General features: G+C 32.2%; 26 protein-coding genes. 10 read left to right on the top strand and 16 right to left on the bottom strand.

What is annotated here, in order from left to right; translation table 11 throughout:
- Positions 1 to 21: 21 nt before the first annotated feature.
- Complete coding sequence (locus ABDZ69_RS12855; protein ID WP_343770221.1) at positions 22 to 342, top strand: PadR family transcriptional regulator; 321 nt, start codon at positions 22 to 24, stop codon at positions 340 to 342.
- A gap of 2 nt (positions 343 to 344) precedes the next feature.
- On the top strand, positions 345 to 1,001 hold the full coding sequence (locus ABDZ69_RS12860; protein WP_343770223.1) for a hypothetical protein: 657 nt from the start codon (positions 345 to 347) through the stop codon (positions 999 to 1,001).
- 83 nt (positions 1,002 to 1,084) lie between these two features.
- On the opposite strand, the gene ABDZ69_RS12865 is transcribed toward ABDZ69_RS12860, so the two are convergent.
- Together ABDZ69_RS12865 and ABDZ69_RS12870 are read right to left on the bottom strand one after the other, a co-directional pair.
- Positions 1,085 to 2,233, bottom strand: coding sequence for a THUMP domain-containing class I SAM-dependent RNA methyltransferase (locus tag ABDZ69_RS12865; protein WP_343770225.1), 1,149 nt, complete (start codon positions 2,231 to 2,233; stop codon positions 1,085 to 1,087).
- On the bottom strand, positions 2,230 to 2,502 hold the full coding sequence (locus ABDZ69_RS12870; RefSeq protein ID WP_343770227.1) for a hypothetical protein: 273 nt from the start codon (positions 2,500 to 2,502) through the stop codon (positions 2,230 to 2,232). The genes ABDZ69_RS12865 and ABDZ69_RS12870 overlap by 4 nt, the downstream gene beginning before the upstream one ends.
- Before the next feature lie 134 nt (positions 2,503 to 2,636).
- Between ABDZ69_RS12870 and ABDZ69_RS12875 the strand changes: the two genes are divergently transcribed.
- Positions 2,637 to 2,780 carry a hypothetical protein gene (locus ABDZ69_RS12875; protein ID WP_343770229.1) on the top strand — a complete coding sequence of 48 codons (144 nt, stop codon included), beginning with the start codon at positions 2,637 to 2,639 and terminating at the stop codon, positions 2,778 to 2,780.
- A 43-nt stretch (positions 2,781 to 2,823) separates the two neighbouring features.
- On the opposite strand, the gene ABDZ69_RS12880 is transcribed toward ABDZ69_RS12875, so the two are convergent.
- The 4 genes from ABDZ69_RS12880 to nuoE are packed head-to-tail and all read right to left on the bottom strand — an operon-like array spanning position 2,824 to position 7,306.
- Positions 2,824 to 4,560: an NADH-dependent [FeFe] hydrogenase, group A6 gene (locus tag ABDZ69_RS12880; RefSeq protein ID WP_343770231.1), complete on the bottom strand. Its 1,737-nt coding sequence runs from the start codon at positions 4,558 to 4,560 to the stop codon at positions 2,824 to 2,826.
- Positions 4,561 to 4,586: 26 nt separating this feature from the next.
- Positions 4,587 to 6,380: an NADH-quinone oxidoreductase subunit NuoF gene (nuoF, locus tag ABDZ69_RS12885; protein WP_343770233.1), complete on the bottom strand. Its 1,794-nt coding sequence runs from the start codon at positions 6,378 to 6,380 to the stop codon at positions 4,587 to 4,589.
- Positions 6,381 to 6,399: 19 nt separating this feature from the next.
- Positions 6,400 to 6,801: a (2Fe-2S) ferredoxin domain-containing protein gene (locus ABDZ69_RS12890; RefSeq protein WP_343770235.1), complete on the bottom strand. Its 402-nt coding sequence runs from the start codon at positions 6,799 to 6,801 to the stop codon at positions 6,400 to 6,402.
- A gap of 1 nt (position 6,802) precedes the next feature.
- Positions 6,803 to 7,306, bottom strand: a complete 504-nt coding sequence (gene nuoE / locus ABDZ69_RS12895; RefSeq protein ID WP_343770669.1) for an NADH-quinone oxidoreductase subunit NuoE — start codon at positions 7,304 to 7,306, stop codon at positions 6,803 to 6,805.
- A gap of 396 nt (positions 7,307 to 7,702) precedes the next feature.
- On the opposite strand from nuoE, the gene ABDZ69_RS12900 reads away from it, so the two are divergent.
- Entirely contained in the window at positions 7,703 to 8,164 is a 462-nt protein-coding gene (locus ABDZ69_RS12900) for a superoxide dismutase family protein (protein ID WP_343770237.1), read from the top strand.
- Between the two features lie 76 nt (positions 8,165 to 8,240).
- Here the strand turns inward: ABDZ69_RS12900 and ABDZ69_RS12905 are convergent, their stop codons facing one another.
- Positions 8,241 to 9,950: a methyl-accepting chemotaxis protein gene (locus ABDZ69_RS12905; RefSeq protein WP_343770239.1), complete on the bottom strand. Its 1,710-nt coding sequence runs from the start codon at positions 9,948 to 9,950 to the stop codon at positions 8,241 to 8,243.
- A gap of 218 nt (positions 9,951 to 10,168) precedes the next feature.
- On the opposite strand from ABDZ69_RS12905, the gene ABDZ69_RS12910 reads away from it, so the two are divergent.
- The 3 genes from ABDZ69_RS12910 (at position 10,169) to ABDZ69_RS12920 (ending at position 12,756) form a co-directional block, all read left to right on the top strand.
- Positions 10,169 to 11,812 carry an XRE family transcriptional regulator gene (locus ABDZ69_RS12910; RefSeq protein WP_343770240.1) on the top strand — a complete coding sequence of 548 codons (1,644 nt, stop codon included), beginning with the start codon at positions 10,169 to 10,171 and terminating at the stop codon, positions 11,810 to 11,812.
- Positions 11,813 to 11,942: 130 nt separating this feature from the next.
- Positions 11,943 to 12,146: a cold-shock protein gene (locus tag ABDZ69_RS12915; protein ID WP_343770241.1), complete on the top strand. Its 204-nt coding sequence runs from the start codon at positions 11,943 to 11,945 to the stop codon at positions 12,144 to 12,146.
- Between the two features lie 85 nt (positions 12,147 to 12,231).
- Positions 12,232 to 12,756, top strand: coding sequence for a hypothetical protein (locus ABDZ69_RS12920; RefSeq protein ID WP_343770242.1), 525 nt, complete (start codon positions 12,232 to 12,234; stop codon positions 12,754 to 12,756).
- 54 nt (positions 12,757 to 12,810) lie between these two features.
- Here ABDZ69_RS12920 and hydG read toward each other — a convergent pair whose 3' ends face one another.
- From hydG to hydF, 3 genes are read right to left on the bottom strand one after another with little or no spacing between them, the layout of a single operon-like run.
- Positions 12,811 to 14,187, bottom strand: a complete 1,377-nt coding sequence (gene hydG, locus ABDZ69_RS12925; protein ID WP_343770244.1) for a [FeFe] hydrogenase H-cluster radical SAM maturase HydG — start codon at positions 14,185 to 14,187, stop codon at positions 12,811 to 12,813.
- Positions 14,188 to 15,237: a [FeFe] hydrogenase H-cluster radical SAM maturase HydE gene (gene hydE, locus ABDZ69_RS12930; protein ID WP_343770246.1), complete on the bottom strand. Its 1,050-nt coding sequence runs from the start codon at positions 15,235 to 15,237 to the stop codon at positions 14,188 to 14,190. It abuts the gene before it with no gap.
- A gap of 1 nt (position 15,238) precedes the next feature.
- A complete protein-coding gene (gene hydF / locus ABDZ69_RS12935) occupies positions 15,239 to 16,468 on the bottom strand; it encodes a [FeFe] hydrogenase H-cluster maturation GTPase HydF (protein ID WP_343770248.1) in 1,230 nt (409 codons plus the stop codon).
- Between the two features lie 324 nt (positions 16,469 to 16,792).
- On the opposite strand from hydF, the gene wsfD reads away from it, so the two are divergent.
- From wsfD to ABDZ69_RS12950, 3 genes are read left to right on the top strand one after another with little or no spacing between them, the layout of a single operon-like run.
- Positions 16,793 to 18,232: a glycan biosynthesis hexose transferase WsfD gene (gene wsfD / locus ABDZ69_RS12940; protein ID WP_343770250.1), complete on the top strand. Its 1,440-nt coding sequence runs from the start codon at positions 16,793 to 16,795 to the stop codon at positions 18,230 to 18,232.
- A 44-nt stretch (positions 18,233 to 18,276) separates the two neighbouring features.
- Positions 18,277 to 19,287, top strand: coding sequence for a glycosyltransferase family 2 protein (locus ABDZ69_RS12945; RefSeq protein WP_343770252.1), 1,011 nt, complete (start codon positions 18,277 to 18,279; stop codon positions 19,285 to 19,287).
- Positions 19,284 to 19,673 carry a GtrA family protein gene (locus ABDZ69_RS12950; RefSeq protein ID WP_343770254.1) on the top strand — a complete coding sequence of 130 codons (390 nt, stop codon included), beginning with the start codon at positions 19,284 to 19,286 and terminating at the stop codon, positions 19,671 to 19,673. The genes ABDZ69_RS12945 and ABDZ69_RS12950 overlap by 4 nt, the downstream gene beginning before the upstream one ends.
- Positions 19,674 to 19,749: 76 nt before the next feature.
- On the opposite strand, the gene ABDZ69_RS12955 is transcribed toward ABDZ69_RS12950, so the two are convergent.
- The 6 genes from ABDZ69_RS12955 to mocA all read right to left on the bottom strand — a co-directional run bounded on the left by ABDZ69_RS12955 (position 19,750) and on the right by mocA (position 24,171).
- On the bottom strand, positions 19,750 to 20,229 hold the full coding sequence (locus ABDZ69_RS12955) for a DsrE/DsrF/DrsH-like family protein (protein WP_343770255.1): 480 nt from the start codon (positions 20,227 to 20,229) through the stop codon (positions 19,750 to 19,752).
- Positions 20,230 to 20,298: 69 nt separating this feature from the next.
- Complete coding sequence (locus tag ABDZ69_RS12960; RefSeq protein ID WP_343770257.1) at positions 20,299 to 21,318, bottom strand: molybdopterin-binding protein; 1,020 nt, start codon at positions 21,316 to 21,318, stop codon at positions 20,299 to 20,301.
- A gap of 10 nt (positions 21,319 to 21,328) precedes the next feature.
- The gene (gene modB / locus ABDZ69_RS12965) at positions 21,329 to 21,994 is read right to left on the bottom strand and encodes a molybdate ABC transporter permease subunit (RefSeq protein WP_343770259.1); all 666 of its coding nucleotides are present in this window, start codon (positions 21,992 to 21,994) and stop codon (positions 21,329 to 21,331) included.
- A gap of 3 nt (positions 21,995 to 21,997) precedes the next feature.
- Positions 21,998 to 22,777, bottom strand: a complete 780-nt coding sequence (gene modA, locus ABDZ69_RS12970) for a molybdate ABC transporter substrate-binding protein (protein WP_343770261.1) — start codon at positions 22,775 to 22,777, stop codon at positions 21,998 to 22,000.
- Positions 22,770 to 23,594: a selenium-dependent molybdenum cofactor biosynthesis protein YqeB gene (gene yqeB, locus ABDZ69_RS12975; protein WP_343770263.1), complete on the bottom strand. Its 825-nt coding sequence runs from the start codon at positions 23,592 to 23,594 to the stop codon at positions 22,770 to 22,772. The genes modA and yqeB overlap by 8 nt, the downstream gene beginning before the upstream one ends.
- On the bottom strand, positions 23,587 to 24,171 hold the full coding sequence (gene mocA, locus ABDZ69_RS12980; protein WP_343770265.1) for a molybdenum cofactor cytidylyltransferase: 585 nt from the start codon (positions 24,169 to 24,171) through the stop codon (positions 23,587 to 23,589). Before mocA ends, yqeB begins: the two co-directional genes overlap by 8 nt.
- Between the last annotated feature and the right edge of the window lie 11 nt (positions 24,172 to 24,182).

Raw genomic sequence — 24,182 nt, forward strand, 5'->3', positions numbered from 1 at the left:
TATTACAAGGTAGGTGATATAATGGCACAGAATACTCAAATGCTTAAAGGTATACTAGAAGGATGTATCTTAAAAATAATATCCGAAAACGAAACTTACGGCTATGAAATATGTGAAAAGCTTATGAAGTTTGGATTCAAAGAAATTACAGAAGGCAGTGTTTATCCAATTCTTATAAGACTTGAAAAAAAGGAACTAATTTATTCCATTATGAAACCTTCTCCTTTGGGCCCAATGAGAAAGTATTACTATGTCACAGACAAAGGAAATGTAGAATTATATGATTTCATCAGCAGTTGGAATGAAATCAAAAAAAATGTAGAAAATGTACTGGAGGGTTAGTTATGTTCCTAGAGTTAAAACTTTTAAAAATAAGAGCTAGAGAAGAAAAAAAATTGAATAAAACAAATCATGAGATTTTTAAAGAAATGGAAGAATATATAGGAAAAAGTACTTTAAGTTTTTTTGAAAAAGAAGAAGTTTTTCAACAATTATTGGATGTAATGCTCCAATCACAACAGGAAAGTAAAGATATAAATTTGTTTTTAGGAAATAATTATAAAGAGTTTTGTGACTCCACAATAAATGAATACAATGAATCAAAGAGTTTTGTATTAAAATCTGTAGGATTTATTGAAGAATTTATTATTTATATCCTCATGTGGATTTCCTTGGATATGTTATTTTCCTTCAATTTACAATTTAAGTTGAGTTCTTTAATAACACCATCGGTACTTTGTATTATAACTTTTATAATACAATCTAAAATGACAAATTCATCAAAAGATACCATGAAATCAGCTCTTAAATCTTTTTCATATGCATTACCAATAGCTATATTTTCAAAACCTATAGCAACTACCCTAGCGGATATTATAAATATTGATATAAATATGAGCATAAGCTTATATTCAGCAAGATATTTTGTAATAGCTTCTATAACGTTTTTACTTTTTTCACAATTGTATAAGATAAAGTCTAATAAGGGAAAAATTCTTTAGTTATATAATTCTTAGCTTCTCATGGAGTTTGCTCATATTAAATGCAAACTCCATAGAAAACTTGTAAGTGATTTAAAAGATTTTTATTCTTTTAAATCACTCCATTTTTTCTCTGGCTCCATGCCAAAATACTGATAATAATAACATAGTAGTCTTCCATTATAAAGTTTTCTATTTTTATCGGATTTTTTTCCAAAGAACTTCTCAAAGCCTGTGTGAGAAGTAATTACAAAGTAAGACCAATCGCTTAGCCTTTCAAAGGTGTCACCCATATCTTTATATAATTCTTCAACTTCTTTTAATTCACCAATTCTTTCTCCATAAGGTGGATTTGTTATAATAAATCCATGCTTTTTCTTTGAAGAAAATTCTCTAACATCTGTTTTTTGAAAAGCAATATAGTCTTCCACTCCAGCCTTTTTAGCATTTTCTCTGGCAGTTTGTAGAACTCTCCCGCTAATATCTGAGGCTAGAATTCTAAATTCTTTATTATTAATAGAATTTTTAGCGTGCTTTCTTATATCTTCCCATAATTCTTGGTCTATTATGTCCCATTGTTCTGATACAAAGCTTCTGTTAAGTCCTGGTGCCATGTTCTTACCTATCATAGCAGCTTCTATGGCAATGGTTCCTGAACCACAGAAAGGATCTGTTAAAACTCTAGAAGGGTCCCACTTGCTTAAAAGTACAAGGGCTGCAGCTAAGGTTTCCTTCATAGGAGCTTCCCCAGCTAATTCTCTATAACCTCTTTTATGAAGCCCTGGTCCTGTGGTATCTAAAGTTAGAGTTACTATATCCTTTAATATAGCTGCCTCTATTTTATATGTAGCGCCATTTTCAGGGAACAAGTCTCTTCTATATTTTCTTTTCATGGCTTCCACCACAGCCTTTTTAACTATAGATTGGCAATCGGGAACACTGTAAAGCTTTGATTTAACAGACTTTCCGTTTACATGCATAAAGCCTGTTATAGGTATGATATCTCCCCACTCCACAGCAAGTGTTCCTTGGAAAAGCTCTTCAAAACTTTCAGCTTTAAATTCTCCCATTTTTATTAATACTCTATCTGCTGTTCTAAGCCACATATTGCAGGTAACTATGTCCATTTCGTCCCCTTCGAAGGTTACCTTTCCGTTTTCAATTTTCAAATCATCGTATCCTAGTTCTTTTAATTCATTAGCTACTACCTTCTCTAATCCAAAGGTGGAGGTTGCAATTAGTGTAAAATTCATCGTTTTTTCTCTCCTAACTCTTCTATTTCAAATTTATCAAATTCTATTTCTTCCATAAAATTATGTTGATTAAAGCTTGTTTTTAATCTTTTATTATATTCATTTAAATTAGCTGGAAGCCAGTAAGGCTTAGAAATATCAAATTTATAACATAAATCTATAATACATGCTTTTAAGTTCTCCTGATAAGTTCCTTCAACATTAGACTCCACTACTTCATCCCTTATAATTTTACTATCTTTTATTAGTTTTCCCCATATTTTAAGCATTAGACCCTCCTAAAACTAAAAGTTTAATAATCATTAGTTTATCATAAGTTTAAAGGATAATACATATTTTGTTTAGAATAATTAAAGTCCTATCTTCAAATAATAATGTAAATACTTTATTAGGAGGTATAGTTATGTCTAAAAAGAAAACTATGAAAAGCATTAATCAAGCTATGGCAGCTTCTAGTAATGATAGTAGAAATGCTACAAATGGATATATGGAAAACGGAAACTCCAGCAAAGACTTTGCTCAGCAAGGAACTAGAAATAAAAAATAAAATTTAACAATGCTAAAGCCCCGCATTTGCAGGGCTTTAATTTTTAATATTTATTTCTCTTTTCATATTGAGTGTGGAGTAAACTATGACTCATTCCTCCATTTGGTTTTCCCAAAAATTCTTCATATATTTTAGTTATATAAGGATTTTTATGAGATTTTCTTATAGGCATTTCCTTATCTTCATCATAAATTGCCTTTGCTCTTTCCAGTTTAATATTTATATTATCTAATATATCTGAATTTACAATAGGTTGCCCACCACCGGTTACACACCCTCCTGGACAAGCCATAACTTCTATAAAGTCAATCTTCCTCTCCCCAGTTTTAACCACTTTCATAAGCTCTCTTGCATTCCCTAGTCCATGAGCTACGGCAGCTGTAATGATTTTTCCATTTGGCAGCTCAATTTCTGCTATTTTTATTCCTTCTATTCCCCTAATAGTTTTAAAATCTATGTTCTCTATTTCTTTATCTCCTACTATTTCAAAAATTGTCCTTAATGCTGCTTCAGCAACTCCTCCCGTAGCTCCAAAGATTACTCCTGCTCCGGTGGATTCTCCAAGGGGATTATCAAAATTGCTTTCTTTAAGATTTTTAAAATTTATTCCCCATTCTTTTATCATCTGAGCTAATTCTCTTGTAGTTAGGACATAATCTACATCTTTTAAATTATTATTTGATAGCTCTTCCCTTGTGCTTTCAAACTTCTTAGCGGAACAAGGCATTATAGATACTACTACAATTTTTTTAGGGTCTATACCCATTTTTCTTGCAAAATAACTTTTAATTAGTGCTCCTTCCATTTCATGAGGCGACTTGCAGGTAGAAAGATTGTGTATCATATCTGGGTAAAAATGTTCCACAAACTTCACCCATCCTGGGCAGCAGGAGGTCATGAGAGGAAGATTTTCTTCCTTTTCTAATCTACTTAAAAGTTCAGTTCCCTCTTCCATTATAGTAAGATCTGCAGCAAAATCCGTATCAAACACTTTATAAAACCCTAAATTTTTCAATGCGGTAACCATTTTCCCTGTAACTCTAGAACCAATTTCCATTCCAAATTCCTCTCCTAGGGCTACTCTAACTGCTGGAGCCGTTTGAACTATTACATACTTATCCTTATTCTCTAAAGCCTTCCACACACTGTCAATATCGCTTTTTTCACTAAGAGCCCCTACAGGACATGCAATTATACATTGACCACAATTGATGCATACCGTTTCCCCTAAAGGTTTTTCATATGGAGTTTCTACCTTTGTATTAAATCCTCTGTTAGCAAATCCTATAGCACTAACAGTTTGCACATTAGAGCATGTACTAATACATCTTCCACAAAGTATACACTTTTCTCTGTCCCTTACCACTGAAGGAGAGGACATATCTAAAGGCTCACTAATCTTTTCTCCTACATATTTAACTTCTCTAACATTCAAATCCCTAGCAGCCCCTTGAAGCTCACAGTTTTCACTTCTACTACAAGTAGTACACTCTCTTTTATGATTAGATAGCAAAAGCTCTACTACCATTCTCCTTCCTTCTCTAACCGCTGGAGTATTAACCTTTACTACCATACCATCTTCAGCTTTTAAAGAGCAGGAGGCAATAAATTTCCCTCCAACTTCTACAATACAAATTCTACAGGAGGAACAATTATTTACATCTTTTAGATAGCATAGGGTTGGTATTTTAATTCCTATACTTTTTGCTGCTTCTAATACAGTAGTTCCTCTTTCTACTTGTACTTCTTGACCATCTATGTTAATCCTTACTAAATCCACAAATCTTCACTCCCTTCACTTTAAAATTATCTTCTTTCAATTGCTTTAAATGGGCACTTAGGTACGCAAGCTCCGCACTTAATACATCTATTTAAATCTATATTATATGGTTGTCTTATTTCACCGCTTATAGCATTAACAGGACATTGTCTAGCGCAAAGGCTGCATCCTCTACATTCTTTAGCATCTATCTTGTATTGTACTAACTCTTGACAAACCCCTGCTGGACATCTTTTATCTACAATATGAGCTAAATATTCTTCTCTAAAATACTTTAATGTAGATAGTACTGGATTAGGCGCTGTTTGTCCAAGTCCACATAAAGATATGGTTTTTATTTTCTTTGCCAAATCCTCTAATATTTCTAAATCCTCCAGGGTTCCCTTCCCTTTAGTTATCTTTTCTAATATTTCAAGCATTCTTTTTGTTCCTACCCTACAAGGAGTACATTTTCCACAGGACTCGTCTTTAATGAAATCAAGATAGAACTTAGCCACATCCACCATGCAATTATCTTCGTCTAGCACTATCATTCCACCAGAACCCATCATGGATCCTAAAGCACTTAAACTGTCATAATCAATTGGGGTATCTAAATTTTCCTCAGTTATGCACCCTCCAGAAGGTCCTCCCGTTTGTACAGCTTTAAATTCCTTCTCGTTAGGTATTCCCCCTCCTATGTCATAAATAACTTCCCTCAAAGTAATCCCCATAGGTACCTCTATTAAACCCGTGTTTGTAATTTTCCCTCCTAGAGCAAAAACTTTGGTTCCCTTACTTTTTTCTGTTCCAATATTTCCAAACCATTCTTCACCCTTTAATATTATTTGAGGTATATTGGCGAAGGTTTCTACATTATTTATAATAGTAGGTTTTTGCCATAATCCACTTTGAGCTGGGAAAGGAGGCTTAGGATTGGGCATTCCTCTTTTTCCTTCTATAGAATTTATTAGAGCTGTCTCTTCACCACATACAAAGGCTCCTGCCCCTAACCTTATACTAATTTTAAAATTGAACCCTGTCCCTAATATATTTTCTCCTAATAGACCATATTCTTCTGCTTGTTTTATAGCTCTTTTCAATCTTTCAACGGCTAGAGGATATTCTGCTCTTATATATATATATCCTTCATTAGCTCCTATGGCATATCCTCCAATTGCCATAGCTTCAATCACCGAATGAGGATCTCCTTCTAATATAGAACGATCCATGAAAGCTCCTGGATCTCCTTCATCTGCGTTACAAATTATATATTTTTCTTCATTTTTTTGTTTTGAGGCTAGATCCCATTTTAATCCTGTCGGGAAGCCACCTCCACCTCTTCCTCTCAATCCAGATTTTTTAATAATCTCAATTACTTTTTCTGGATTTAGCTTAGTAACTACAGTTTCTAATGCCTTGTATCCATCAAAAGCAAGATATTCATCTATATTTTCTGGATCTATAACTCCACAGTTTTTTAAAGCTATCCTTATTTGTTTATTATAAAACTCTACATCTTCTAAAGATCTTACGCTATAGTTATGAAAAGATTTATAGTAAGCTAATCTATTAACTTTTCTTCCATTTACTAAGTGTTGTTCAACAATTTCTGGTATATCTTTTGCACTTACCTTACTATAAAATGTCCCTTCTGGAAATACAATCATCATAGGTCCTAGATGGCACAAACCCAAACAACCTATCTTCAACAATTCTATTTCGTTTTCAATTCTATGCTTTTTCAATTCAATTTTTATAGTATTTGCTATATCTATAGGCCCATCGCCAGTACATCCTACTCCACCACAGACTAATACTTGAGCACGAAATATGTTCATATACATCCCCCTCCCCTATCTAGTCATTTTGTATAACGTAATCGTTCATTATTTTATCTTCAATAACATGCATAGTAAAACTATCAATTATCTTTCCACCTTTTATATGCTCTCTAACCATTCTTCTAGCCTTTGTAGCACTCATCTTTACATAGGTAATTTTTTCATATCCAGGCATAATTACTTCTACTATAGGTTCTAACCTACACATTCCAATGCATCCCGTTTTAACTAAATCCACTTCTTCAAGACCTAGCTCCTGAAGCTCTCCTTTTATAGCCTCCATAACATAATTTGCTCCAGCTGCTATACCACAGGTAGCCATCCCTACAATTATTCTAGGTCTTTTTCTATCTGAACCTTGATTAACTTTCTCCAAGGTAACTTTTCTTATTTCATCTAACTCCTCTAAAGTCTTCATTCTAAGACTCCCCTTCCATATACTCATTTAATATCTCGGTTATATCGTCTAATCTAACTTTTGAATATACTTTATCATCCACAGAAATAACTGGTGCAAGACCACAAGCCCCAACGCATCTTGTAGCTTCTAGTGTAAATAAACCATCTTCTGTTGTATTTCCCACAGCTACTTTTAAGTCCTGAGATATTCTATTTAAAATAGTTTGCCCACCTTTAACATAGCAGGCTGTACCCATACAAACCTTTATTACATGTTTTCCCTTTGGCTCTAAGGAGAAAAAATGGTAAAATGAAGCCACTCCATATATTTCAGACATAGGAATATCCAATTCTTCCGAAACATACTGAAGAATTTCCTCAGGTAAATATCCATATATGCTTTGAATGCCATGTAGTAAAGGAATCAGTCCACCTTTTACATCTTTTATTTCCTCAATAACCTCATCTACTTTTTTAATTCTTTCATCTATAGTACCTTCACAGCAGCACTTTTTTTCATTCATTGACACTTAAATACCCCCTTGTAATAACATATCACCAATATATAGAATGAATATTCTGATATATATATAATTATTCTATGCACTTTATAATATTCCTTCAAACTTTTCCTTATTTATCTAATTATTTTAATATAATTATAAAATAATTAAAAATTTAACAAATAACAATTCTATAATTGACAAATATTTATCATATTTTATTCTTTTAACGCAAGATTTTACTGACTTATCATTTTAAACATTGTCAAATACAAGTAAATATAGTTATTTTATCTACTAATAATTACAAGACATTCTTATAAGTCAATATTTTTTTAACAAAGTATTTTATCACTTTCATCAGCAATCTATCATAATATAAATAGGAATATAATAATTATAAAGAGGTAAATAATAATGGCAAAAGCTTATGCCGCAATAAAAGGTGGCCCCCTTGCACCTAATATAAATGGGGGAGTATATTTTATGGATGTCCCAGGAGGCACTCATGTTTGTGTTATGGTTAACGGACTACCAAGCTATAAACCAGCTACTGCAAATTCTCAACCCATAGGTCCTCATGGTTTTCATATACATGAATTTGGCAACTGTACTGTTGGAGATCCAAAGGATCCTTTCAAAGCTGTAGGCAATCATTGGAATCCTACAAAGCAACCCCACGGTAATCATGCTGGAGATTTTCCTGTATTATTTTCAAACGCCGGAACTTCTATGATGTGTTTTTTTACGAATAAATTTAAAGTAAGAGATATCATCGGGAAATCTGTAGTTATCCACGAAAATCCCGATGATTATAGAACACAACCTGCTGGTAACTCTGGTAAAAAACTTGCTTGCGGTGTAATTAGAGAGATGTAAATTATTATAGCTTTACGATTTTGTAAGTAAAAATGCTATGTACTGGACAAATCCATTACATAGCATTTTTTAATACTTAAATCTTAAACTTTTGTACCATTTCACTTAATTTTTCAGCCATCTCAGCCTGAGCGTGTGCCGTATTAGAAATCTGAGCCATACCTACTGCAGCTTCATTTACCCTGACTTTTATATTATCTGAGTTTTCACTTGCCCCTTGAGTCTCATGAGCAATATCTTGTATGGCAGCACTTATCTGTTCCATAGTTGCTGTTATTTCTTCTGACATAGAAGCTATACCTTCAGACATATTAGTAATAAACTCTGCATCATTATAATAGTCACTTCCAATTTCCACAAATTCATTAAGCTGTGGTTTAACATGTCCGTCTATGAATTTCAGTACCTCATTACTATTTTCTTTGAGTTCTAAAAAAGCTTCTCTAACATCTGTTATTGTTTCTTGTATTTTTACTACAGCGCCTGAAGATTGTTCCGCCAGTTTTCTTACTTCCTCAGCTACTACAGCAAAGCCTCTTCCTTGTTCCCCTGCTCTGGCTGCTTCTATGGCTGCATTAAGTGCAAGAAGGTTTGTTTGCTCTGATATACTGGAAATAGTATCTGCCATAACTTTTATATTTTCTACTACTTCTGCCTTTTTAAGTGCTTTAAGTATATTTTCTTCTTTTTCTAGATAAATCTTATTGGTATTATCAAAAGCAATTTGGCTCTTACTCTTAACTTCAACAGCTCTGCTTTTTATAATCTCTGACTTTTCACTTCCTTCTAGAGCTTGCTCCGAAAGAGTCTGCATACTTGAATCTACTTCCTCAGCTGATGCTGATACTTCCTGAAGTCCTGAACTTGCATCATGTGCCCCTATCACTATTTCTTCTGTAGCACTATTTATATCTTCAAGTTTTAACGTCATTTCTTCTACTGTTGCAGATAGTTCTTCACTGCCTGCACTCAAATCCTGCACAGAAACTAGTACCTCTTTTATAAGTTCACCTACCATACTTTGTGCTTCGTTAAGAGCAGCAGCTGTTTCTCCGAATTCGTCTTTTCTAGTCACATTGATGGCTTTAGAGAAATCAGAATTCCTCATTCTCTCTGCAAATTCTTTTAGTAAAATTAGAGGATTTACTATACTTTTTGAAATTATTGTAGCTATTACAATGGCAGATAACATAGATATAATTACTACTGACACAAAAACTATTATCACATTTCTATAATTCCTATCATTCTCTACTTTAGTTTTCTCTGCATTTTCTACACTATAATCTGATAAATCTCTTAAATTTTTTTGATATTCTTCAGATATACCCCTAATAGATTCCATTTTATCTATAGCTTCCTTCTGCTTATTTTCTAAAGCAAGTTTAATCACTTCATTTCTTTCTTCTCTATACTTAGCTAAATTCTTTTCAAATACTCCCATTAAATCTTTTTGAAACTGATCCATATACGTATTCTTGTACTTAGTAAAATTTTCATCTGCTATCTTCATTCTTTCTTCTATATCTTTTATCTTTTCATTTTGCTTGTCTTTCTCCCCCGCATGAAGTATTAAATAATAAATATTTCCTTCAATTGCTCTTGCCTGATTTCTATTTTCAATTAGATATTGCATTGGAAGTAAATTGTTATCATGCATATTTGTCATATCTTTATTAGATTTAGAAAGACCACTATATCCTACTATTGAAATAATTCCTATTAATATGATCATACTTATGGACAAAATAAATATTTTTGTCCTTACTTTTAAATTTTTAAACACTGTTTATATCCCCCTTTGTATATATTTTGAAGTCTAATTAAATTTTACATAAACAACCACAATTCATCAACAAACATGGATTTTTGTCCTGGTTTATTCTCCGACAAATGCGATAAAATAATGTTTTTGATGAATTATAAATTTTTATGTATAATCATCTTAATATCAATACTATTTTAAAAATATTTCGACATTTACATGCAGCAGGAGGAGTATATATGAATAACAAAAAGAGTTTTGGAGAGCATTTAGGTGAGTTACTTAAAATTTTCAATTTAAAAGGGAGTACACTTTCTAAAGGAATAAACGTAGATTCTTCACTTGTATACAAATGGTTACGTAATGAAAGAGTCCCGTCATACCATTCCCCTTATATTGAACTAATAACAAATTATTTAGTTAACAATATAAAAAGCTCGTTCCAAAAAATGATAGTAATAGAAGCTTTAAAAAAATGGTCTTTAGACGAATTAGATATGGTATATATTAACATGGAAGAAATGATTAGTAAAAACCTTATTGAAGCACAGGGATATTCTATTGAGCTTTTATCAAATAGAAGCAAAGATGAAAAACAAATTAAAAAAAACACCAAGATCTCTCCTAATATTGAAAATGATGATATACCAAAGTTACACATTAAAGAAAATCTTTTTTCTGGTACTGATTCTGTTAATATCGTAAAAGGTCACAAGGAAATTTTATTTACAGCCTTACATATCTTAGAGAACCTTCCAGATAATCCCTCACCTATGAATGATACAATATTTATTACATTTAATAGTGCTATGGAACTTATTTTAAATTATAAAGATTTCAATACTAAGTGGCAACGCGCCCTTTATAATGTATTAAATAATGGATGGAAAGTAATATATTTAGTAAAACTTATTGATAATGCAAAAAGAACACTTAAACTCATCCATGATATGCAATTCGCACTTGCTACAGGAAGATATCTTATTTACTATTACGAAAACAACTCTAATATATCTGCACTTTCCGAATTAATTATTGTTCCAAAAATATGTGCCTTGCACTGTTTTTCATCACAGCTAAAGACCCAAGTTGATAGTGCATTTTTTTTTAATTCACCTATGAGTATAGAAATTTTATTAAATCATTTTTCTATGGTTTTTTCTTCAGCTAAACCTTTGTTACAACCATGCTCTTCTCAAAAATCATTAGAATTTCAGTGTATGCTCGCCGAATTGGAAGAAAGCCTTGGTGATAGATATGTTTTTAAAGACAATATAAACTTAAGTACTTTTCCAATTGATTTATATGAAAAATATTTAAAATTAAATGAGCAGTGTGAAAATAAAATCTTTAAACTTTTATCTTTACACAGACGCCGACTTAATGCATTTCATTCACAAATAAAATATTATAACTTTAAAGAAATTTGGGTTAAGGAATCTATAGAAAAGTTGGTAAGTGAACATAAGTATTCATTTAGTCAATGGGATTTCTTGGGAGATAATATTATGGATATTAATGATATTATATATCATCTTGAAACCGTAATTGATATGCTAAAAAAATACGAAAATTATCAAATTGCAATTATAAGTAAAAGTCATTATGAAAATATATCAAAAATATGTTGGATGGTAAAAGAAAATAGTAATGTATTCATTGAAAGATTAAATTGTAATATCGAGAATCCAAATGCCTTTTACGACTTCAATCTTGAAACAACCCTATTGGTTTCAGAAAAAGAAGTAGTAACAACTTTTCAGAATTACTTTCTACTAATTTGGAATAATATAAATTATATAAACAAAGACAAAGCAGAAATAATAAAATGGCTTCAAAATCAAATAGCTTTACTCAAAGACAAAGACAAGGATTATAAGTAATATGATTTCAATTTCAGTAAAATATTTATAAACTTTTAAGTTTTTTGTTAATTTTTCTTTATTGTGGTATACTAATATTACAAAAGAAAAAAACACTATTATAAAGTGTTTATATTTAGGAGGTCAATCAATGAAAACTGGAACAGTAAAATGGTTTAATTCAGAAAAGGGCTTTGGATTTATTGAAGTTGAAGGTGAAGATGATGTTTTTGTTCACTTCACAGCAATAGAAGGTAATGAAGGAAGAAAAAACCTTGAAGAAGGTCAAAAGGTAGAATTTGAGGTGGAGCAGGGCGCTAGAGGTCCTCAAGCTTCAAAAGTAACAAAATTATAATACAGACATCTAAAGTGAAATACCACCTTTCTATAGGTGGTATTTATATTAGTCTGATTAAATATGAATAAAGGAGAACAGTGTTGTGAGAAAAAACTATAAAATGAAAAAAACCATATCTATGAAACGTTTTTTATCAGAGTTTGGACAGGACTTTTCTGATAATGTAAAAAATAGGTTGTTAGATTTAGAAATAAGAAGTGTTTTAACTAGAGATGATAACAGCAATATACTAGACATAAAGCATGTAGAACATACCAAATATCCTTGCCCTTCAACTTTAGAAGGTGCAACTAAAAAATCAGAAAAAGAATATGCTTACGGACAACTAGTAGTAGTTGATGGAAGTTTATATTTTACAGATAAATGTTTTGAGAATGAAGAGGTAATGCAATCTCCAATTGTAGATTCTATTTATAATTCTTTAAATAGTGAAGATACCCTTTTAGAGGGAGATATTACTGGAAAAAAAGTTGATGATAGTAATATTGATTATATTATAGATACCCTATTAAAAGCATGTCCCCAAGTTTCTAAGGAATACATGGAAATCATGAAGGATATACTTTTTGGTGAAGAAATTAAATCACCCCATAAAAGCATTTCTTAATAATAGATTCTTCATGCAAAAACCTTATGCAACAACGTGCATAAGGTTTTTTGATTATAAGTATAAATCTCTCTCTCCATTTTTAAGTTTTTCAATGTTTTTAATGGTTAAAGTCTTTATATCTTCTCTTTGTATCTTTTCTATTTCATTATATATAAGTTTTTCTGCCTTTTCGTAAAGTTCCTTATCTCCATAATCTAATACGAATTCCATTAAAGTCATTAATCCATTTGGAGTGCATACATTATGAATTTGTCCTGACTTTGCTAATTGCATAAACCTATCTCCAGTTCTTCCTTGTCTATAACAAGCTGTACAATAGGAAGGAATACATCCATCTTCTATAAGCTCCTTTATAATTTGCAATGGGCTTCTATGATCTTCCATTTGAAACTGACTTACACTTCTTCCGTTTTCACCTTCCTTGTACCCTCCAACTCCTGTACAAGAGCCTGCACTTACTTGGGATACTCCATACTTCAAAGCCTCTGTTCTCATTTCTGCACTTTCACGAGTGGATAATATTATTCCTGTAAATGGCACTGCAATTCTAATTATAGCAACAATTTTTTTAAACATTTCATCATCAATAATATGAGGGAACATAGTTAAGTCCATGCCCTCAGCCTTTTTAAGTCTTGGAACAGATATGGTATGAAAACCTACCCCTAAATCTTTTTCTAGTTGCTCATTATGAAGCATTAAGGCTAGTACTTCAAATTTAGCATCATATAGTCCAAATAAAACTCCAGCTCCTACATCATCTACGCCACCTTCCATAGCTCTATGAAAGGCAGTTAAATGATAGTCGTAATTTCCCTTTAATGATTTAGGATGCATCTTTTCATAAGTAGGTTTATGATAAGTTTCCTGAAATAATATATAGGTTCCTATGCCCTTTTCTTTTAACTTTCTATAATTCTCCACAGTGGTGGCAGCAATATTTACATTTACCCTTCTAATAGCTCCATTTTCATTTTTTGTTGTATAAATTGCATCTAAGGCTTCAATTATATAATCTATAGGGCAATTTAAAGGATCTTCTCCAGCCTCTAGTGCAAGCCTTTTATGTCCCATCTTTTCTAGTATTTTTACTTCCTCTTGTATTTCTTCACGAGTAAGTTTTCTTCTTCCAAAATCATTACATCTTTGATATCCACAATAGACACAGTTGTTTACACAATAATCCGATACATAAAGAGGGGCAAATACTACTACTCTATTTCCATAAATATCTTTTTTAATATCTCCAGCAATTTTAAAAAGTTCCCTTAACTGTCCCTCATCTTCTGTTTGCAGAAGCAATGCTATATCCTTATGTTCTAATCCTTTTTTAAGCTTAGCTTTGTCCAAAACTCTTTGTATATCTTCTCTCGTTGCATCCTTACTTTCTTTTAATAAACCTTCTATATATTCATGATCAATAAACATTTATTTTCTCCTCCACTCTAAATTATCTCCTCTTGAAAGCTCTACTTCAAAGCCAGCATTATTAATTCTTCCTTCAATACATTTTCTACACTCAGCCGCTTCGTCACCAGTACATATTTTGTTATCATATAGTGAATACTTCTCTCTTACATTTGTAGGTGATAAATTAGGCATAACCACATTACCACCAGCCCTTAACCCCTTTTCCCTGCCTAAAGGATTAATTGTTCCAAGAGCAGTGGTTGCTGGAATTAAAGCTTTAGGAAGTAACAACCTAGTTAAAGCTATCATAAGTATAGTAGCCTCCAAGGTTCCTCCAGTTTCATCCTTAAACTTTGTATCCTTTTGCGGTATAAAAGGACCTATTCCCACCATATGAGGGTCTAATTTTTTCAGGAATAATAAATCCTTAGCAAGATTTTCTACGGTTTGATATGGGGAGCCAACCATAAACCCTGCTCCTACTTGAAATCCAATTTCTTTTAAATTATATAAGCATTCTTCTCTTTCAGAAAAACTTAGCTCTTTAGGGTGAAGTTTGCTATAGTGAATTTCATCTGCGGTTTCATGCCTAAGTAAATATCTATCTGCTCCTGCTTCAAAATACTTTTTATAGGATTCATAAGACTTCTCTCCTATGGATAAGGTTATAGCACAGTGTGGATATTTTTCTTTTATGGCTTTTATTATTTCTACAATTTTGTCATCTGTGTAGTAACCATCTTCTCCTCCCTGGAGCACAAAGGTTTTATATCCTAGGTTATACCCTATTTCACAACAATTCAGTATTTCTTCTAGGGATAATCTGTATCTTTCTACATTCTTATTACTTCTTCTTATTCCACAGTAATAACAATCATTTTTACAATAATTTGTAAACTCTATAAGTCCTCTCATAAAAACCTTATTTGAATAATACCTATGTCTAGTTTCGTTAGCTTTTTCTATTAAGTATTTTTTTTCTTCTTCATCTATATTTTTTATTAAATACCTTAACTCCTCTTCCGTTAAGGTATTGTTTTTATAAAGCTTATCTATTAACTCTCTCACTTTAATTCTCCTCTTTTAAAATACTTAAGACCTCTGGAAAAGGCTTAAGAGCCCTTGGAAGTATTCCCATTACATAAGCAATTAGTACTCCATAATTTACAATAGGCGTTTCAAACTTCTTTGCTTCCTCTATTCTGCTAATCATACCAGCTCTATTTATCATACAAGCGCCACAATGAACTATGAGAGCATATTCTTTAACTTTATCTGTAAAAGTTCCCCCTGAAGTAAATTCAAATTGAAGTTCCTTACCTGTTTTCTTTTTCAGCCATTTAGGTATTTTTGCTCTTCCAATATCGTCCTCTTGTTTATGATGGGTACACCCTTCTGCTATCAAAATCTTATCTCCATCTTTAAGTCTTTCTATAGCCTTAGCTCCCCTAATCAACTCTGATAAATCTCCTTTATGCCTTGCAAATAATATGGAAAAGGAAGTCATTAAAATATCTTCTGGGGTATCTTTAGAAACCTTATCAAAGACTTGAGAGTCCGTAACCACAAGCTTAGGTTTTTTTCCTAAATTTCTTAAAGTTTCTTTTAAATCATTTTCTTTAGTTACTATGGCTATGGCATCTCTATCTAAAATGTCCCTTATAGTTTGTTGCTGAGGAAGTATAAGCCTGCCCTTTGGTGCTGATTCATCTATAGGAGTTACCAGTACTATGAAGTCTCCTGGATTTATCAAATCTCCAATAATCTTAAATCTTTCCTCATCCTTAGGAATAATTTTAATTAATTCCTTTTTCAGCTCTTCGATGCCTTGATTATTTATAGCTGATACTGGAACTATGGGGCATTTTAGCTCATCTTTTATAAATTCTATTTCTTCTTCAAAAGAATTTGTTTTATCTGTTTTATTTAAAGCCATAAGTAGTGGAATTTTCTTTTCTCTTATTCTTTTTACAATTTCTCTATCTTCAGAAGTTAATCCAGTTTCTCCGTCAATAACAAATAAAGCTACGTCCGTTTTATCAAGTACTTCTAAAGTCTTTTTTATCCTTAGATTCCCTAAATCTCCTTCATCGTCAATACCTGCTGTATCAATGATTACACAAGGCCCTATAGGCAGTATTTCCATAGATTTAAATACTGGATCTGTAGTGGTACCTCTTACTTGTGATACTATTGCTATTTCTTGATTTGTAATTGTATTTATAAGGCTAGATTTTCCTGCGTTTCTCCTGCCAAATAGTGCTATATGAATTCGTGAAGCTCTTGGTGTATTATTCAAAACTTTCTCCTCCTTTAGCATAATCGAAGATTTCTGTGAATCAGCAAAAAAATAAAAACTTTTCCCGAAAGAAAAGTTAGATAGCAAAAAACACAGCATATGTGTATATCTAATTTCCCTTCAGATTAGAACTATCCTTTCTGTTAGGCAATTATGTTTTAAAATACAGATGAAAAAAGATTCCTCCTAATTCACCTGAAAATATTGCTCTATAATCAAATAATACTTCATAGAAATTAAAAAATCAATATATAAAAGTTAATGTTTTAACATTCCTCTTGATGGATATAATACCCTAATGAACTGAAAAGAAAGGATGATTTTGTGAGAATCCATAAAAAATTTTTTTTAATTACTGCTTTTATATTAATATTAACAATAGTATTTCACTCTCCAATGCCTGGTGTAGCTGATCAGGGAGACTTCCAAAGGGTAATGTCCGTTACAGGAATAGGGGAAATGGCAAACAGCTCTGGATATCACTGGTTTAAGTATGTTACTCCTGAATATAAAATAGCTCCCTTAAGTCTTTTAAGACTCTCAGGAATTATTCCAACTACTAGTATGATTTATCCTATCACTTTAACACGAATTATTTCTACAATTTTCGCCGTAGAATATTTCAATACCAAAATTTTAGCCTTTGTGTATGCCGCTATGTACTCCTTTGCACTTTATATTTGTTTAAAATATATAAATATCAAAAGAAAGAGTACCTATATTTTTTTCGCAGTACTGTCTTTACTTATATTAATGGATGGCAATTATCTTGTATGGTTTAATAGCTTATATGGAGAAAGTATGATGATTACCGGATTACTTCTTTTCATTTCATCTATACTGTATCTTTGTGCCAACATAAAAGCCATAACCTTTAAAAAGCTTTTACTTCCCTTTTTCTCAGCTCTTTTATTTTTAGGAGCTAAAATGCAATGTTTTTCAGCTTTGCCACTAATATTTTTCATTATTATAAGAATAACCCTTCTTAGAGAAAATAAGATTTCAATTAAAAAGCCCATTATTCTCCTTTCCTTAATTTTAATATTTTATGTAGGGGGAATATACTATGAGGTAAATAGTAGCTGCGGAATAGATACACAGTATAACTCAGTGTTCTATGGTATACTAAAAAATTCTAAAACTCCTGTAGAAGACCTGAGGGGGTTAGGCTTACCTGATGACATGGTATTTGAGGCTGGAAAACACGCTTATCTTCCTAAAGAGGATTACAAAAAATATACACCGGGCTCTCCTTTCACCATAAATGAATTTAACGAAAAGATTAGTAATTTAAAACTATTAAAATTTTATTTACTTAAACCTCATAGACTTATTGATGGTATGGAATACACTGCTTCCCAAGCCTTTAACACAGAAGGATTTCTCGGGAAGTACGAAAAGTCCTCTATTAGTGAATATACTTATAAGTTAAATCGATTTACTTTATGGTCAAACTATAGAAACTCCTATTTACCTAAAAGCTTGTTTTTTTTAATTATATTTTATCTTTTAATAATTTCAGTATCTATCCTTGAATATATAAGAAAAAAGGGAGATACCTCTTGCCGAATACGTATAGAGCTTTTATGGGTAATTATATTTATTGGACTTTTGCAATTTCCAATGCCTTATATAGGCAACGGCCAAGCAGACACAGGAAAACAGCTTTTTTTGTTTAATTATACCTTTGACATTACTTTTCTTGTAGCTTGCACTTGGATTTTTCATAAGTTCTCTAAGTTCGGAATAAAAAACAAAGTTTAAGGAAGAATATTATGGAAAGTAAACTATGAATGCGAGGTGAGTTTATGGACAAAAAACTTATATCAATAATTGTACCTATGTATTTCGAAGAGGAAGTGGCAGAGGAGTGCTATAATAGGCTCACTTCTGTAGCTAGGGAAAATAACCTTAATTATGAAATTATATTTGTTAATGATGGAAGTACTGATAAAACTTTAGATATACTAGAAGAAATGGCTAAAAAAGATTCCCGTGTTAAAATTATCAGCTTTTCTAGAAATTTTGGTCATCAAATTGCTGTTACAGCTGGTATCGATAAAGCAAGAGGGGATGCCGCTGTCATAATTGATGCAGATTTACAAGATCCACCAGAACTCATACCCCATATGATTAAGTTATGGCAGGATGGGTTTGATGTGGTATATGGCAAAAGAAAAAAAAGAGAAGGCGAAAGTTCCTTTAAGCTTGTTACCGCTAAATTATTTTATAGATTTTTAAATAGTATGAGTAGTGTAAAGATACCTATGGACACAGGTGATTTTAGACTAATAGATAGGAAAGTAATTCTTGAATTAAAAAATATGCCTGAACATAATAGATTTTTACGAGGCATGTCCAGTTGGATAGGTTTTAAACAAATAGCTTTAGAGTATCATAGAAAAGAACGTTTTGCAGGAGAAACAAAATATCCTCTTAAGAAAATGATTAGATTTGCGCTAGACGGTATTTTTTCCTTTTCTTCAAAGCCTTTAAAATTTATAGAATATTTAGGTTCAGTAACTATAATAATAGCTCTTTTTCTTTTTGCTTATTCAGTAATAACCCCTAGTACCCTCATGGCAACTTTAACGGCTTTAACTTTTATTGGAGGGATTCAACTTCTTTCCCTAGGAATAGTGGGTGAATATATTTCTAGAATTTATGACGAGAGCAAAGGAAGACCCTTATATATTATTGACAAAGAAATTAATTTAGATAGCGGAGTAATAAAACCAATATACGTAGTAGACAAGGAAATCAACTCCTACGATAGTTTGCAAAAAACTGTAGGGTGGATTGGAAATGAAGTAAAATGATTAGATTTTTAAAGTTTTCTATTGTTGGTGGTGTAAATACTCTTATTTCTCTATGGATTTTCTACATTTTAAATAAACTTTTAGGACTTAATCCCTTGGTTAGTTCTGCAATAGGTTATATATGCGGAATGCTCAATAGCTATATCTTAAATAAAAAATGGACTTTTAAGGATACTAATAGTAAACCACTTTTACAACTTATAAAATTTTCTTTAGTAAATGCTATATCCTTAGGAATTAATCTATTAGCAATGTATGTTTTAGTCCATAACTTTAATATAGACAGTATGATATCCCAAGTATTTGCCACTGGCTTTTCCACTATTTCAAATTACATAGGAAGTAAAATCTTTGTCTTTCATTACCCTAAAGAAAGTATAATCTAAAAAATTTAAAGCCCAAATGGAGAGTTAACTTCATTTGGGCTTTAACCATATTTTATCCCATAACTAATAACTCTGTTTATATAAACAACTGCATATCTGAGTTTAATGCATCTCTTAAATACTCCTTTGCATCTACAATCTCTAACTCAGGTATTAACTCTTCTTTTTTAAATCCCATTACATCCAAAGATAGCTTGCACCCATAAAACTTTACCCCTTTTTTTCGTGCACCATTTAAAAAGTCTATTAAACGTGGAGTTTCATCTTCTTTCATCATTTCTAAAAGCATTGATTTTCCTACCCCACTAAAGTTCATTTTAGATAAGGGAAGTTCTTCTGGTCCTTTAGGGGTCATCATTGAAAACATTTTTTCATAGGTGGTTTTATCTTCTGATGAAAGTTTTTCTGGATCTCTTAGTAAAAATATTCCCCAAAATGCAAAGAACATAGTTACTTCAGCTTCTAATTCCCTTGCAGAATTTGCTAATATTAAAGCAGCCAATGCTTTATCATATTCTCCACTGAACATTACAATATTAACTTTCTTATTATCCATACTCCTAATCACTCCTTAGCTACTGCTCTATTTTTCGTATTAAGAGTATTTTAGGTAATAAAATATTTTTTATACCCCTTTTCCAAAGGAACATTTAGGGAATGTACAAACCTCGCAGTCTAAACAAAGCCCTCCATGGCCATACTGAACCATACCCTCCAATGTTAATTTTTCACCTGATAATATCCTTGGAAGTACTAAGTCAAATACTGTTCTTTTATTATACATTACACAACCTGGAAGCCCTAATATTGGTATATCTCCATAATAAGAAACCAATAACATAGAGCCCGGAAGAACAGGCGCACCATAAGTAACCACCTCTGCTCCTGTAGCCTTTATAGCTGCTGGAGTTAAGTCGTCAGGGTCTACAGACATCCCCCCTGTACAAATTACCATTTCAGCTCCTTTATCTATCCATTCTTTTATAGCTTCAGTTATCTCTTCTGCATGGTCGGGAAGTATGGTTTGCCCTAATACATGGCAGTTATATTCTTCTACCTTTTTCATTACAACTGGCCCAAAGGCATCCTTTATCCTTCCGTGGTAAACTTCATTTCCTGTGGTTACTATTCCAACCTTTTTGCCTACTATTGGTACAACCTTCACTATATTCTCTACTATTGTCGACTCTGCCTTTAATATCTTCTCTTCTTCAATTATAAGAGGAATTATCCTAGTACCTGCAACCTTTTGCCCTTTTTTAACTGGTGTATTATTATGAACTGTTACAAGAACCATTTCTCCAAAGGAATTAAATTTACAAAGTTCTTCCTTGTTTATTTTCAAGAGACCATCTTCCGCTGCAATAAAATCAATCTTACCCTCTTTAATATCACTAAAGTTTAAACCCTCTCCTGCAACTAATTCCTTTATTCTTAAAGCAGCCTCATTTTCATGGATTATGCCCTCTTTCTTTTCCCATACATATATATGATCCTTTCCCAACGCTAAAAGATTTGGTATATCTTCTTCTCTTATTACATGCCCCTTTTTAAAACCAATTCCTTTAAACTCTCCTGGAATTATCTTTGTAATATCATGACATAAAATTGAACCTACAGCCTCTTCAACTCTAATTTTTTTCATATTTATCCCTCTATTCATAAATATTGCTCTTCTTTAATAATCTATTTGATACTGCTATAAATATAAAACTTACACTTATTGTAATAAAAACTAATAAATTTCCGTTTTTCAAATCTCCACTTTCTACCGCGTAGTATATGGCCATGGGGATTGTTTGAGTTTTTCCTGGAATATTTCCTGCTACCATGAGAGTGGCCCCAAATTCCCCAAAGGCCCTTCCAAAAGAAAGTATAAGTCCACTTATGATTCCTCTTATGGACAGTGGCAAAGTGATATTTTTAAATATAGTCCATTCATCCGCTCCCATAACTCTAGCTGAATCTGCATAATCTGAACTTAAACTAGTAAAAGTAGCCTTTGCGCTTTGATACATTATTGGTAATGATACTATAAAGGCTGCTATAGCAGCTCCCATCCATGTAAATACAAGTCGTATCCCAAAAGTATTATATAGAGCACTTCCAATAATTCCATTTCTTCCAACGACTATTAACAATAAATAGCCTATTACTGATGGTGGCAAAAACATTGGGCAAAGTATGATAGTTTCAATAATTCCTTTAAACCTCCAATTACCCTTTATAATGGAGTGAGCTAATATTATACCAAAGATAAAACTAAAAAATGTAGCTACAGAAGCCACTTTTAAAGAAATTAAAATCGCATCTAATATCATATTTTAATTCAACACCTTAAATTTATACTTAATAAAAATTTCATCACTTTGGGAATTTGTAATATATTTAATAAACTCATTTACTTCTTCTTTTTTATTGCTACCCTTTATCTTGCCAATAGGATAAATTATTTCCTCATGGGTACTCTCAGGTATAGTCTGCACTATATAGCTATTCTTAAGATTTATAGCATCGCTTTTATATACTATTCCAGCCTGGGCTTCTCCCTTTTCCACATATTCTAGCACTTGCTTTACATCCTTTGCATATACTATTTTACTTTGCAACAAATTCCAAACTTCTAGTTTCTCTAAGCTCTGTTTCCCATAAATACCCGCAGGTACAGTTTTAGTTTCACCTAGAGCAAAAATTATGTTTTTATTTATTAAACCTGCTATAGAATCTATCTTTTCATTTGAGTTATGTGCTATTATTACCAGGGAGTTTCCTAGAAGATTCATTATAGAGTTTTCTTCTATGAGGCCTTTATTATCTAGTTTTTTCATGTTTTCATAGGCTGCAGATATAAATAAATCTACCTCTGCCCCTTCTTCAATTTGTTTTTGAAGTGTTCCTGAGCCACCCAAATTCAAATTAACTTTTATTCCTCTATCCTTTTCAAAGGTTTTTATTATTTCGTTTAATGGTTCCTTTAAACTAGCTGCTACACTAATAGTTATTTCTTTTTTAATCTCTGGGCTTTTTTTGCAGCCGCTAAGAGTAAGAACGAAAATAAGTATTATTAACAAAACAGTTGAAGTAATCACTCTTGCTCTATTCATACTTTAAAATCCTCTCCAATTCCTTATTTTTCAGAAATAATATAGCTTCCAATACTCCACCAGCTATAGCTCTAGCTTTGTCAGATATAGTGAAACAGTTGTCTAATTCGCTAAGCCTTGGATCTATATCTGCAATCTTTAATCCTTCCCATACATTAAATCCATCTCTTATAATGCCTCTTAAAACTCCGTCTATAGTCCCCCTTACTTCCTTATCTCCTACAAGGGCTATAACCTGATCCTTTGAAACTACCGAGCCTATGTCTTTTATAACCTTTATAGTCCCCTTTGATGGGCTGTATATGACTCTTTCCTTAGAAAAGCCTTTAATCTCCCCAGGAACCCCTGTGTTTTCCATAGCACAACCTTTATAAATAACTTTGCCAAGATTATGACCCCTCATAGTTTCAATAACTGCATGCACATCTTTCCCTGCCTCAAAGCCTGGCCCCAAGGCAACTGTAATGGATGCTTTATCTATAGTCATACCTAGATTTTTTTTTGCAAGTATACAATCTACCACCGCTAAGGGTTTAATTTTTTCTATATAGTCTCCTTTTGGATCTATAATTACAGGAACATTCTCCTCATTCCAAATCTCCTCAATATGCTCTAGGCTACTTGCTTTAATAGCTGTAATCCCCTCTATTGTAACCTGTCCTTCGTAAACAGCTTCCCCATAGCAGACCTTTCTTCTTATAGCCGTAGGCGCTGGCACCTCCAATACAAGAAGGTGAAATCCACATTTAGAAAGCTTATTAATAATTCCTGAAGCTATGTCTCCTCCACCTCTTACAACTATTTTATCTTTACTCATTAAACTCACCTACTAACCTTTCATATTCTTCTGGTGTGTCGATGTCCATAAGTATTTTACCATCCTCTATTTGCACAAAAATTATTTCTTCTAAATTTGATTTCATTATACTTCGCCCTCCTTCATCTCCTTGAAGGTTTAATAACGCTTCCCTATATATGGATGGGAATATTACAGGACTTCCTCTTTCACCTTTATACATGGGACATATAATTTTATCTTTATTTTCATAATGCTCCCCTAATAGTAGGTTAATGGTTCTATTATCTATAAAGGGCTGATCACCCGTGAAAAACATATAACCTTCTGAGTTTTTATTGGCGTTTTCTACTCCAAGCTTTATAGACTGGCTTTGACCCTTATAAGCCTCATGATTTTCCACTATACTAATTCCTTTATCAAAGCCCAGATCTAGTACCTCCTTGTCTCTTCCCACTAATATTATTTCATTAAAATCACATCTTTTTATGCTATTTATAACATGTTCTAAGACAGGCTTCCCTTTTAGTGGCATTAAAAGTTTGTTTTGTCCCATTCTTTTTCCATACCCCGATGCCATAATCACTGCACTTACCATAAATTTAAACT

Source organism: Clostridium malenominatum, from assembly GCF_039521365.1.
GTDB lineage: Bacteria > Bacillota > Clostridia > Clostridiales > Clostridiaceae > Clostridium_AW > Clostridium_AW malenominatum.